Here is a 12,009-nt window from a genome sequence, read left to right on the forward strand (position 1 = left end):
CTGATTGGGGAACCCGCGCTGGCACGGCTGGCGCGGGTTTTTCTTATGGCTGAACTTTCAACTTGAAAGTGACTTTCACCTCAAAGTTGACTCCCAACACAGCGAGTTTGACCGTGAACGACATAGCTACCGGCTTGGATACTCTCGAAAACTCCCTGCTTGCCGACGTCGCGTCGGCCGCCGATGAGGCTGCTATCGAAGCCGTGCGCGTCGCGGCTCTCGGCAAGAAGGGGTCGATCTCGGAATTGCTGAAGACACTGGGCGCGATGAGCGCCGAGGAGCGCCAGGTCAAAGGCCCCGCGATCAACGGCCTGAAGAACCGCGTCACCGAAGCGCTGACGACACGCAAGGCCGAGCTGAAGGATGTGGCGGTCACGGCGCGCCTTGCCGCCGAGACGGTCGACGTGACGCTGCCGGTGCGGCAATCGCCGGCCGAGCGCGGCCGCATCCATCCGATCAGCCAGGTCATCGACGAGATCGCGGCGATCTTCGGCGATCTCGGCTTTGCCATCGCAGAAGGTCCCGATGTCGAGAGCGACTATTACAATTTCACCGCGCTGAATTTCCCCGAAGGGCATCCGGCGCGCGAGATGCACGATACCTTCTTTTTCCAGCCGGACGAAAAGGGCGAGCGCAAGCTGTTGCGCACGCACACCTCGCCGGTACAGATCCGCACCATGGAGAAGCAGAAGCCGCCGATCCGCATCGTCATTCCCGGCAAGACCTACCGGCAGGATTCCGACGCTACCCACTCGCCGATGTTCCATCAGGTCGAGGGGCTGGTGATCGACAAATCGGCCAATGTCGCCAACATGAAGTGGGTGCTGGAAGAATTCTGCAAGGCTTTCTTCGAGGTGCCGCAGGTCAAGATGCGCTTCCGGCCGTCCTTCTTCCCGTTCACCGAGCCCAGCCTCGAGGTCGACATCCAGTGCGACCGCTCGCGGCCCGGCGAAGTGCGCTTCGGCGAAGGCTCGGACTGGATGGAGATCCTCGGCTGCGGCATGGTGCACCCCAATGTGCTGCGCGCCGGCGGGCTCGATCCCGACGAATATCAGGGCTTTGCCTGGGGCATGGGCATCGACCGCATCGCCATGCTGAAATACGGCATGCCGGACCTGCGCGCCTTCTTCGACGCCGATGTCCGCTGGCTGTCGCATTACGGTTTCAGGCCGCTCGACATGCCGACGCTGTTCGGAGGTCTTTCCGCATGACGGCGCCGCACACGGGTGGCTGCCGCTGCGGCGCGGTACGGTTCGAGGCATCAGTCGAACCGCACCATATCAGCTATTGCCATTGCGGCGATTGCCGGCGCGCCAGCGGCGCGCCGGTGTCGGCCTTTGTCGGCTTCCTGACCGAGCAGGTGGCTTTCACCGGCAAGGCGCTGAAGATGTACGAGAACGGGCCGGTGACGCGCTCGTTCTGCGGCATTTGCGGCTCGCCTATCGCCTATGTCGACGAGCGGCTGGAAGACCACATCTATTTCATGCTGGGCGCCATGGACATGCCGGCTTATTTCCGGCCGACGCACCATGCCTATGTGCGCGAGCAGCTGCCCTTCGTGCATATGCCCGACGACTTGCCGCGCCATTTGAAGACAAGCGTGCCCAGACCCGATGGACAAGGTCCGGGCGGGTACAGACAAAACGGAACATAGTGATGAAACTCACCCTTTCCTGGCTCAAGGATCATCTCGACACCGACGCCACGCTCGACGAGATCGTCGAGAGGCTGACCTCGATCGGCCTCGAAGTCGAGCATGTCGACGACAAGGCCGGCCTGAAGCCGTTCGTCATCGCCAAGGTGCTGACGGCGGTGCAGCATCCCGACGCCGACCGGCTGCGGGTGCTGACCGTCGACACCGGCAATGGCGCAGCCCCTGTCCAGGTGGTGTGCGGTGCGCCGAATGCCCGCGCCGGCCTGATCGGCGCCTTCGCCGCGCCCGGCGCCTATGTGCCCGGTATCGACGTGACGCTGACCGTCGGCAAGATCCGCGGCGTCGAGAGCCATGGCATGATGTGTTCCGAGCGCGAGCTGGAGCTGTCGGATGAGCACAATGGCATTATCGACCTGCCGGCCGATGCGCCTGTCGGCACCAGCTTCGCGGCTTACGCGCATCTCGACGATCCGGTGATCGAGATCAATCTGACGCCGAACCGGCCGGATGCGACCAGCATTTACGGCGTCGCCCGGGACCTGGCGGCAAGCGGGCTTGGCCGGCTCAAGACCGCGCCGGTCGAAGCGGTCCTTGGCAAAGGTGAAACGCCGGTCAAGGTGACCATCGAGGCGCCGGAGCTCTGCCCCGGTTTCGCGCTGCGCCTGGTGAAAGGCGTGAAGAACGGGCCGTCGCCGAAATGGCTGCAGCAAAGGCTGATCGCCATCGGCTTGCGCCCGATCAGCGCGCTGGTCGACATCACCAACTACGTCACCTTCGACCGTGGCCGGCCGCTGCATGTGTTCGATGCCAAGAAGGTCGCCGGCAATCTCGTCGTGCGCCGCGCACGCGACGGCGAGAAGGTGCTGGCGCTTGACGGGCGCGAATACACGCTGACGCCGCAGATGTGCGTGATCGCCGATGATAATGGCGTCGAATCGATCGCCGGTGTCATGGGCGGCGAGCATTCCGGCTGCGACGAGAGCACCACGGACGTGCTGATCGAATCCGCTCTTTGGGATCCGATCACCACGGCCCGCACTGGCCGTACGCTCGGCATCATCACCGATGCCCGTTACCGTTTCGAGCGTGGCGTCGACCCAGAATTCATGGTGCCCGGCGTCGAGCTGGCGACAAAGCTTGTGCTGGAGTTCTGCGGCGGCGAGCCGACGGAAATCGAGGTCGTCGGCTACGCCGGCCATACGCCGAAGACCGTTTCCTTCCCGCTTTCGGAAGTGAAGCGGCTGACCGGCATCGAGGTGCCCAGGGCGGAGAGCCTCGACATCCTGTCGCGCCTCGGCTTCAAGCCGCAGGGCTCGGGCGATGTCGTCGATGTAGCGGTGCCGTCCTGGCGCCCGGATGTCGACGGCAAGGCCGACCTGGTCGAGGAAGTCATGCGCATCCACGGTGTCGACAACATCGCACCGCAACCGCTGGGCGCGCATGATGCGGTCAATTCCAAGATCCTGACCACGCTGCAGGTCCGCACCCGCACCGCCAAGCGCTCGCTCGCCGTGCGCGGCATGATGGAAGCCGTCACCTGGTCGTTCATCCCGGCCAGGCACGCCGAACTGTTCGGCGGTGGCCAGACGGCGCTGAAGCTCGCCAACCCGATCGCCGCCGACATGTCCGACATGCGTCCCTCGCTGCTGCCCGGGCTGATTTCCGCCGCGCAGCGCAACGCCGACAAGGGCATTGGCGACGTCGCGCTGTTCGAGGTCTCCGGCACCTATGAGGGCGACGGCCCCGACCAGCAGCGACGCGTCGCCGCCGGCGTGCGGCGCGGCACCGCCAAGCTCGACGGCTCCGGCCGCAGCTGGGCCGGCAATGCAGGCCCGGTTGGCGTGTTCGACGCCAAGGCCGATGCGATTGCAGCGCTGGAAGCCTGCGGCGCGCCGGTCGACCGGCTGCAGATCCAGCCAGGCGGTCCGGCCTGGTACCATCCCGGCCGCTCCGGCACGATCAAGCTCGGCCCGAAGACCGTGCTCGGCACGTTCGGCGAATTCCACCCCAAGACGCTGGAGGGGTTGGACGTTTCCGGACCGATCTGCGGCTTCGAGGTCTATATCGACGCCGTGCCGGAGCCGAAGGCCAAGCCGACGAAAACCAAGCCGAAGCTGGAGCTCTCCGCCTTCCAGGCAGTGAAGCGCGACTTTGCTTTCGTCGTCGACAAAGGGGTCGAGGCCGGCACGCTGGTGCGGGCAGCGCTCGCCGCCGACAAGAAGCTGGTCACCGGCGTCTCGGTGTTCGACGTCTTCGAGGGCGCTTCACTCGGTGCCGCCAAGAAGTCCATCGCCATCGAAGTGTCGATTCAGCCGGTTGAAAAGACGCTCACCGACGAGGATTTCGAGGCGTTGGCCAAGCGGATCGTCGACAATGTCGGCAAGCAGACGGGCGGCGTGCTGAGGACGTAAAGGGATTGCCGGCAGGGGTGGCGAATCGCCCTCCTACTGGGAGTTGATTTGCTAGGGCAAGGCCGGATTGAAACGGAAGCTCAGGTCGTAAAACCGCGCGGGCTCCTACGCGGTCACGTCCAGCCTCGACAGAATACCTTGATACGTCCTGATGTGTTCCTGGGCGTGCTCAATATCTGTTTGTGTGGTGTCGCGCCATTCGGGATGCTCGATAGTGCTTTCTCTTGTTTTCAAATGCCCTGTTTCAAGCAATTCAACTTGCCGTTCGAGGACCTCGATCCGGGCGTTGATATCCTTTCGGTATGCGATGAGCACCGCAAGCCGAACGACGTTGGTAGGTATCTCGACGGGGCGTTGATCCTCGCGCCTGCTACCGCGCTCGTAATTTTCGATGGAACCACGTGAGACGCCGAGAACTGCGGCTGCAGCTTCTTGCGATAGCCCGAGATCCTTGCGCCAAGCCTTGAACTGTTCCGGTGTCATATTGGAATCTCCATTTTCGTGGCACGGAGTATCAGTTGCGTACTGAGTACGCAAGAGTTTTCTTCATACTCAGTACGAATTCTGACTCCGCAATGAGATAAGATCTCAAGTGTCCGGATTGCGGATCGACAGCGAATCGCCCTCCAAAGGGTGATGGATCATCTGCGCTATTCCGGGTTCTCGTTCGAAGCACAACGCGAAGCGCTTCTCGCCATCGTGTCGGCGGATGCACTGGTTCGCGACGCGCTGGCGCAGGCACGCTCGCTTGACCTGCCGGATTGGCTGGTGGTTTCAGGCGCGCTCTATAATTCCGTCTGGAACCATCTGACCGGCAAGCCATCGGGCTACGGCATCAAGGATGTTGATCTTTTCTACTTCGATGACAGCGACCTGTCCTACGAGGCCGAGGACGGTGTGATTGCCCGCACCGCTACGGTCTTCGCCGGCCTGCCGCTACCGGTCGAGGTGCGCAACCAGGCGCGGGTGCATCTGTGGTATCCGCAGAAATTCGGCCGGCCCTGCCCGCGCTATACCAGCTCCAGCCACGCGCTCCGCTTTTTCGCCTCGAGGACTCACGCGGTTGGCGTTCGCTACGACGCGGATGGGCAGCTTGAACTGGTGGCGCCGTTTGGACTCGACGATATCTTCTCGTTTCGCATCACGCCGAACCGGGTGATGGACAACCAGCAGACGCATGAGGCCAAGGGCAGGCGTGCCAAGGATACCTGGCCAGAGATATCGGTTGTACCTTGGTGATTTTTCACAAAGGTCGAAGGTGTCGATTCGCTGCAATTTTCAAGCGGTCATCGACCAAATCCACAAGATAATGTGTCCATCAGTGTGGAGGCCACAAAATATCGTTGCGCCAGATGGACTCAAATGCAGAATCGTGTTTCTTTTTGAGGGCTGGCTAAAAGAATGGGTCGACCACAGATTGCAGTCTGCGGCCGACCTTTGGTCAGACCCAGCAATTAACCCGTCGAGGGAGCTGGGCCGGTCTCGATTAAAGACGTGATCACTGAATCACGGCTGATTCGCCGCGTCAACCCTCGGCTTTGTTGTCCACAATGGAAGGACAAAGTAATGAGCGTTTATGGCCTGACCAAGGTGCCGCTTGGCACCAAGAAGCGTACCGGAGAAACCTGCCCCGAGAGCGGCGTCTGGAAGGTGGACGATCCTCGCGACTCCACCACTGGACCCTTTGCGAAGGGCAATACTTTCCCTCCGTACAAGGGAAAGGCAGTTACCTGGGTTCTCATTCAGTACGCCTAGCTGAAGACAAGGGGCTGAGCCGCATGGTTCAGCCCCTTTTGATCTGGCTATTGCTGCAAACTCACCCATTCACCAGCGCCAGCAATTCCTCGGTGTACCGCTTACCCACCACCTTGTCCGGCGACAGAGCATCGCCGATCGCCGCCACTTCGGCCGCACTCAGCTCGATCCCGGCCGCCGCCGTGTTCTGCTCGAGATGGCGGATTTTCCGCGCGCCGGGGATCGGCACGATGAAGTCGCCCTGGTGCAGCACCCAGGCCAGCGCCAGTTGCGCCGAGGTGACGCCTTTTTCCGTCGCCAGCTTTTCCAGCGTGGCGATCACCTTGGCATTGGCCGCCATGGCGTCGGCCTGGAAGCGGGGCAAGGTGCGGCGCCAGTCGTCGTCGCTCAGGGCCTCGGGCTTGGCGATGGTGCCGGTAAGCAGGCCGCGGCCGAGCGGGCTGTAGGGGACAAAGCCGATGCCGAGTTCGCGGCAGAGATCTAACACCTCGTCTTCGGGGTCGCGGCTCCACAGCGAGTATTCGCTCTGCACGGCAGCAATCGGATGCACGGCGTGCGCCCGGCGGATGGTGGCGGCACTGACCTCCGACAGGCCCAGCGCCCGTACCTTGCCGTCGCGCACCAGTTCGGCCATGGCGCCGACCGTGTCCTCGATCGGCACGTTGGGATCGACACGATGCTGGTAGTAGAGGTCGATGACATCGGTATCGAGCCGCTTCAGCGAGGCTTCCGCCACCGCTTTGACGTGCTCGGGACGGCTGTCGACGCCGACCATGCGCCCGAGGCCCGAGCCTTCCTCGGAAATCTTGAAGCCGAATTTGGTCGCGATCGTCACCTTGTCGCGCACCGGCTTCAACGCCTTGCCGAGAAGTATCTCGTTCTCAAAGGGGCCGTAAACTTCGGCCGTGTCGAAAAACGTCACGCCGATCTCGACAGCGCGGCGCAAAGTGGCGATTGCGTCGGCCTCTGCCTGACCGCCATAGGCGAAGCTCATGCCCATGCAGCCGAGGCCGACGGGGAAGACTTCGAGTTCAGTACCAAGTTTGCGGGTTTTCATGGCGCGTCTCCTTGTTGCGATGAAGGAGAGATAGTGCCTGGTCTTACGTTCGATAATTGGCTGTCATTCGCACGGGCTGTTCTATAAAATAGATCAATGAGTCGAGCGCATCTTTCTCAACTGGCTGTGCTGGCGACAGTCGCCCAATGCGGCAGTTTTCGTGGCGCGGCGCGCGAATTGGCCATTGCGCCTTCAGCGGTGAGCCATGCCGTGTCCAGCCTGGAGGCGCGGCTCGGCGTGCGGCTTTTGGCGCGCAGCACCCGCAGCGTGGCACCAACGGAGGAGGGCGCGCAGCTGCTCGAACGGCTGCGGCCGGCGCTGTCCGAGATCGATCTGGCGCTGGAAACGGCGATCGAGGCGCGCGACCGGCCGGCCGGGAACCTGCGGCTGACCGTGCCGCGCACCGCGGCCCACCTGGCATTGACGCCCAGGCTCGGCGGCTTTGCCGCGGCCTATCCCGACATCGTGCTGGAAATCGTCATCGAGGATCGCTTCACCGACGTCGTCGAAGGCGGCTTCGATGCCGGCGTGCGGCTCGGTGAGAGCCTGCAGCGCGACATGATCGCGGTGCGCATCGGACCGGACCTTCGCGGCGCCGCGGTCGGCGCGCCATCCTATTTCGCGACCATGCCAAGACCCCGCCATCCGCGCGATCTTGCCGACCACCGCTGCATCCGCTTCCGTTTTTCCAGCGGCATTCTTTACCGCTGGGAATTCGAGAAGGATGGCGAAGAGATCGAGATCGCGGCGCAAGGGCCGCTGATCCTCGACGAAGACCATCTGATCGCCCAGGCAGCGGTCGACGGCGCAGGGCTCGCCTTCGTCTTCGACGATTATGTGCGCGCGCCGCTCGCCGACGGCCGCTTGATCCGCGTGCTGGAAGACTGGTGTCCGCCCTTCGACGGTTTCTTCGTCTACTACCCCAGCCGCCGCCAGATGCGCCCGGCGCTGCGGGCGTTTGTGGATTTCTTCAAGGTCGGTGCTTAGCCACCTCCCCCTTGTGGGGAGGGTGGAAGAAAGCCCAGCTGCCATTCGTTCACCAGCCATGCCGGCATTCATCACCAACAACTCAACCCGCTACGGCTGGGCGGCGATCGTCCTCCACTGGCTGATCGGCATCCTGTTCATCGGCCAGTTCATGCTCGGCTTCATCATGGTGCGGTTGACCAGCCAGCGCACCGCCTTCGAGCTGATCCAGCTGCACAAATCCTTCGGCTTCCTGCTGCTCGGCCTCCTCATCCTGCGCATTGCCTGGCGGCTCGGCAATGCGGCCCCGGCCTTGCCGGCCTCGGTCGGAGGCCTGGAGCGTCGGACGGCGCCGCTGGCGCATCTGGCACTTTATGGCTTCCAGCTCGCGGTGCCGCTGTCCGGCTGGGCACTGGTTTCGGTGTCGATGCTGGAGATCCCCAGCATGCCGTTCAACCTTTTCGTGATGCCGAACCTGCCGCTCGGCGTGTCCGATGCGGCGGAAAACTTCTGGGCGGCAGCACACTGGTATCTCGCCTATGCCGGCATTGCCTTGGTTGCGCTGCATGCGCTGGCGGCGCTGCGGCATCATTTCTGGCTGCGCGACAGCGTGCTCACGCGCATGATCACGCCTTCGTCAGATCAGGACATGGAATAGCGCGCGCCGCGCATTCGTTCATTGGAGTGAGGGCGCAACACTTCGCCTGCCCCAGTAAGGACAAAACCCATGTATGCGCGCATCTTCGGATTGGCGGCTGTTGCCGCTTGCCTTGCCATGCCTGTCTCCGCCGCTGTGGACCTCGGCGACGCCGCCGGCAGCTACACGGTCAACCCGGCCAGCTCCAGCATTCGCTTCTCCATCGGCAAGGTCGGTGGCGGCGGCCTCGACGGCGCCTTTGGCCGCTTCAAGGGCTCCATCCGCATCGACAACAGCGATGTCGGCCGTTCCGCGGTCAACTTCACCATCTATCCCGAAAGCGTCGGCACCGGCCAGGGCCGCATCGACGCCTTCCTGCGCTCCGATGCGGTGTTCGACGTGGCCAACAGCCCCGAAATCCAGTTCCGCTCGACCAGCGTAACCCGAACCAGCGACACCACGGCGCTGGTCAGCGGCCGGCTGACGGCGCGCGGCAAGACGTTTGCGGAAAAGTTCACTGCCGAGCTCGGCGGGCTGAAGGGCGGCGTCATTAAATTCCACGTCACCGGCAAGGTGCTGCGCTCCCGGTACGGCATGGATGTCGGCACGCCGATCTATTCGAATATCGTCAATTTCGACATGACGCTAACGGGCAAGCGAGGCTAGCAGGACCAGCGATCCGCATTGGCTTTTCCTGCAATTTCGGGCAAACCTCCTCGCCTGTAAATCGATAGGAGAAGCCTGATGTTCCGATGGGGTGTTTTGTCGACGGCCAAGATCGGCCGCGAGCAATTGTTGCCGGCAATCGTCGAGGCAGAGAATGGCGTTTTGTCCGCGATCGCCAGCCGCGACCTGTCGAAGGCCGAGGCCCTGGGCGAGCGGTTCGGCGCCAGGCATGCCTTTGGTTCGTATGAGGAGCTGCTCGCTTCGAAAGACGTCGACGGCGTCTACATCCCGCTGCCGACCTCGCAGCATGTCGAGTGGACGGCCAAGGCCATCGAAGCGGGCAAGCATGTGCTGGTGGAAAAGCCGCTGGCGCTCGACGCCAAGAATATCGCACCGCTGATCAAGCTGCGCGACCAGAAGAAGGTGCTGGTCTGCGAGGCCTTCATGGTCATCTACCACCCGCAATGGATCAAGGTGCGCGATCTCATCGCCGATGGCGCCATCGGCCGGCTGCGCCATGTGCAGGGCGCCTTCTCCTATTACAATGTCGATCCCACCAACATGCGCAACCAGCTCGATCTCGGCGGCGGCGCGCTGCCTGATATCGGCGTCTATCCGACGGTGTCGACGCGGTTTTCGAGCGGCAAGGAGCCACTGCGCGTGCAGGCGACGATCGAGCGCGACAAGAAATTCGGCACCGACATCTATTCCTCGATCCGCGCCGATTTCGGCGATTTCGAACTGTCCTTCTATCTGTCGACGCAGATGGCGGCGCGGCAGGTGATGGTGTTCCACGGCGAGAAGGGTTTCATCGAGGTGTTCTCGCCGTTCAATGCCGGGCTCTACGACCATCACCGCATCGAATTGCACAACCAGAACCATACGGAGGCGCAGGTGTTCCGCTTTCCCGGCACGCAGCAATACCGGCGCGAGGTCGAGACGTTTGCCAGGGCGGCACAGGGTGGCAAGGAGCGTGTCTTCACGCTGGAGGAGTCCGTGCTCAACCAGAAGGTCATCGACGCCATCTTCCGCGCCGGCGGCAAGGAAGGCTGGGAGGCCGTCTGATACAGCAATCTTAGCGGGTAATTTCATGGGAGAAGGGCGTCCGCATTGTGCATGCGGACGCTCCTTTCCTGTTGAACTGACGATCTCACGCGCCTCTGAGCGTCAGGTGCAAGGTCTCGGCGAAGCGGTCGGGATAGGGCGCAAAGCCCATGTGGTCGCCGGGGAAGGCGGCGCGCTTGCTGCCGAGCCCGTCGGCCAGCGCCTTGCCCATGCCGTCGATCGGCTGGCCGATGGACTCTTCGCCGATGCCGACCACGACCGGGCGGCCGCGCAGCGCCTCGATATCAGGACGGTAGAGCGACAGCGGCATGACGCCATGCGCCAGCCAGTATTCGAAATTGCCGCTGACCCTGGCAAAGGTCTCGGCCTCCTCGGGCGACGGTTCGAACGAAGGCGGTCCGTCCTGCGGCCCGGCTTCATCCTGACCCGGCCCTTCCGACAGGCTGTTCTCGCTGAAGAATTTCTGCATCGCCGCCTCGACACCCTGGCTGCGATAGGTGTCGTGCAGGTCGCGCATGCGGCGACGGGTCGTCGAGCAGCATCATGCTGGGCGGCTCATGCGCCACCAGTGCACGAACCCGGCCGGGATGGCGGGCGGCGAGGTTGAGCCCGATCTGGGCGCCGCCGCTGGTGCCGAACACATAGGCCGGTCCGGCGCCAAGCGCCTCGATCAATCGCGCGGCATCGTCGCCATGGACATCGAGGTCCTGCTCTTGCGGCTCTCCGTCGAAGGTGCTGCGCGAATTGCCGCGCGGATCATAGGCGACCACCGTGTAGCGGTCGGCGAGGTGGCCCGCGACATCGGCGAAGACGCCGGCGTCCTGCGGTCCGCCGGGGATTATCAACAGTACGGGGCCGGAACCGCGCATCTCATAATAGAGGCTGGCGCCCGGTACTTTCAGCGTCGACGTTTGGGGGGTCATGTCCATCTCTCCTGTTGTTCTCATGTCAAAGTTCGGCTTTGCGCCGGGTCCGATCATTTGCTGGCGACAACCATGCGGTTGCCCTCGCTGTCGCGGAATTCGGCGACTGTGCGGCCCGGCTGCCAAGGCGCTTCCTGCGGCTCGGTGATGATTTCGACGCCGCGCGCCTTCAGGCCCGCGACCGTTGCCTCGACATCGCCATCAACGAGCACCAGCACGGGCTCAGTGCCCGGCGTGTCATCGGGGCGTTTGACGAAATGCAAATTGGTGACGGCGCCGGGAAATGTCAGCTCGATCCAGCGCCAGCCGCTGTCGCCCATCAGCTGGTCCTCCGCCACTTGGCAAGCAAGATGTCCGGTGTAGAAGGCCTTGGCGCGGTCCTGGTCGAACACCGGCAATTCGGCAAACTGGATGTGCATGATGGGTCTCTCCTGCTCCTGGACGGCTGCCGCGCAGCCGTCGACGGGAAAGACGATCCGGACGATCGAAAAGATTCGCCGGGCGACGAATCTTTTCGAGGCCGCGAAACGTCTTCTCTGTGCAGAGTTGAAAAACAGGAGACGACAATGGGCTACAATCTCATCCGCTACGGCGTGAAGGACGAAAGCATCGCCGAGAACCGTATGCTGGTTGCACAGGTGTTCGAGGCACTCGACGACACGAAGCCGCAATCCGTGCGCTACCTCGTCCTGGAACTGGAGAATGGCGAGTTCATCCATCTTGTCAGCCAGGATGGCGACGGCCTGACGGGGCTCGCAGCCTTCAAGGCCTTCAGCGCCGATCATGCCGGGCGCCGCTCGACGCCGCTTGCCAGATCGCCGGCAAAGATCGTCGGCAATTATCGTATGCTGGCCGGCGAGGTCGTGCCGGCTTGA

General features: G+C 63.1%; 15 protein-coding genes. 10 read left to right on the forward strand and 5 right to left on the reverse strand.

Annotated features, from left to right (window positions below; all coding sequences use genetic code 11):
* Window positions 1–113: 113 nt before the first annotated feature.
* Genes pheS through pheT form a run of 3 tightly spaced genes read left to right on the forward strand, consistent with a single transcriptional unit; the run spans window position 114 to window position 4,065 of the window.
* Window positions 114–1,211: a phenylalanine--tRNA ligase subunit alpha gene (gene pheS, locus NLY43_RS17645; RefSeq protein WP_023696008.1), complete on the forward strand. Its 1,098-nt coding sequence runs from the start codon at window positions 114–116 to the stop codon at window positions 1,209–1,211.
* Window positions 1,208–1,654 carry a GFA family protein gene (locus NLY43_RS17650; protein ID WP_023696009.1) on the forward strand — a complete coding sequence of 149 codons (447 nt, stop codon included), beginning with the start codon at window positions 1,208–1,210 and terminating at the stop codon, window positions 1,652–1,654. Before pheS ends, NLY43_RS17650 begins: the two co-directional genes overlap by 4 nt.
* A gap of 2 nt (window positions 1,655–1,656) precedes the next feature.
* Window positions 1,657–4,065 (forward strand): phenylalanine--tRNA ligase subunit beta, encoded by a 2,409-nt coding sequence (pheT, locus tag NLY43_RS17655; protein WP_023710420.1) that lies wholly within the window; start codon window positions 1,657–1,659, stop codon window positions 4,063–4,065.
* Between the two features lie 105 nt (window positions 4,066–4,170).
* Here pheT and NLY43_RS17660 read toward each other — a convergent pair whose 3' ends face one another.
* Complete coding sequence (locus NLY43_RS17660; protein ID WP_023710419.1) at window positions 4,171–4,548, reverse strand: helix-turn-helix domain-containing protein; 378 nt, start codon at window positions 4,546–4,548, stop codon at window positions 4,171–4,173.
* A gap of 153 nt (window positions 4,549–4,701) precedes the next feature.
* Between NLY43_RS17660 and NLY43_RS17665 the strand changes: the two genes are divergently transcribed.
* Window positions 4,702–5,304 (forward strand): nucleotidyltransferase family protein, encoded by a 603-nt coding sequence (locus NLY43_RS17665; protein WP_023710418.1) that lies wholly within the window; start codon window positions 4,702–4,704, stop codon window positions 5,302–5,304.
* Window positions 5,305–5,631: 327 nt separating this feature from the next.
* A complete protein-coding gene (locus NLY43_RS17670) occupies window positions 5,632–5,820 on the forward strand; it encodes a hypothetical protein (protein WP_031199013.1) in 189 nt (62 codons plus the stop codon).
* A gap of 61 nt (window positions 5,821–5,881) precedes the next feature.
* On the opposite strand, the gene NLY43_RS17675 is transcribed toward NLY43_RS17670, so the two are convergent.
* Entirely contained in the window at window positions 5,882–6,877 is a 996-nt protein-coding gene (locus NLY43_RS17675; RefSeq protein ID WP_023710416.1) for an aldo/keto reductase, read from the reverse strand.
* Between the two features lie 96 nt (window positions 6,878–6,973).
* On the opposite strand from NLY43_RS17675, the gene NLY43_RS17680 reads away from it, so the two are divergent.
* The 4 genes from NLY43_RS17680 (at window position 6,974) to NLY43_RS17695 (ending at window position 10,211) form a co-directional block, all read left to right on the forward strand.
* A complete protein-coding gene (locus tag NLY43_RS17680; RefSeq protein WP_023710415.1) occupies window positions 6,974–7,864 on the forward strand; it encodes a LysR family transcriptional regulator in 891 nt (296 codons plus the stop codon).
* Between the two features lie 58 nt (window positions 7,865–7,922).
* A complete protein-coding gene (locus NLY43_RS17685; RefSeq protein ID WP_023681382.1) occupies window positions 7,923–8,501 on the forward strand; it encodes a cytochrome b in 579 nt (192 codons plus the stop codon).
* Window positions 8,502–8,570: 69 nt separating this feature from the next.
* A complete protein-coding gene (locus NLY43_RS17690; protein ID WP_023681381.1) occupies window positions 8,571–9,146 on the forward strand; it encodes a YceI family protein in 576 nt (191 codons plus the stop codon).
* Window positions 9,147–9,224: 78 nt separating this feature from the next.
* Window positions 9,225–10,211, forward strand: a complete 987-nt coding sequence (locus tag NLY43_RS17695; RefSeq protein ID WP_023681380.1) for a Gfo/Idh/MocA family protein — start codon at window positions 9,225–9,227, stop codon at window positions 10,209–10,211.
* Window positions 10,212–10,296: 85 nt separating this feature from the next.
* Here the strand turns inward: NLY43_RS17695 and NLY43_RS17700 are convergent, their stop codons facing one another.
* From NLY43_RS17700 to NLY43_RS17710, 3 genes are read right to left on the reverse strand one after another with little or no spacing between them, the layout of a single operon-like run.
* On the reverse strand, window positions 10,297–10,680 hold the full coding sequence (locus NLY43_RS17700) for a hypothetical protein (RefSeq protein ID WP_198025535.1): 384 nt from the start codon (window positions 10,678–10,680) through the stop codon (window positions 10,297–10,299).
* Window positions 10,628–11,134, reverse strand: a complete 507-nt coding sequence (locus NLY43_RS17705; protein WP_198025534.1) for an alpha/beta fold hydrolase — start codon at window positions 11,132–11,134, stop codon at window positions 10,628–10,630. Before NLY43_RS17705 ends, NLY43_RS17700 begins: the two co-directional genes overlap by 53 nt.
* Before the next feature lie 53 nt (window positions 11,135–11,187).
* Complete coding sequence (locus tag NLY43_RS17710; protein WP_023672270.1) at window positions 11,188–11,553, reverse strand: VOC family protein; 366 nt, start codon at window positions 11,551–11,553, stop codon at window positions 11,188–11,190.
* Between the two features lie 147 nt (window positions 11,554–11,700).
* Here NLY43_RS17710 and NLY43_RS17715 point away from each other — a divergent pair, with 147 nt between their 5' ends.
* The gene (locus tag NLY43_RS17715) at window positions 11,701–12,009 is read left to right on the forward strand and encodes a hypothetical protein (protein WP_023681378.1); all 309 of its coding nucleotides are present in this window, start codon (window positions 11,701–11,703) and stop codon (window positions 12,007–12,009) included.

This window comes from Mesorhizobium sp. C416B, from assembly GCF_030323165.1.
Lineage (GTDB): Bacteria > Pseudomonadota > Alphaproteobacteria > Rhizobiales > Rhizobiaceae > Mesorhizobium.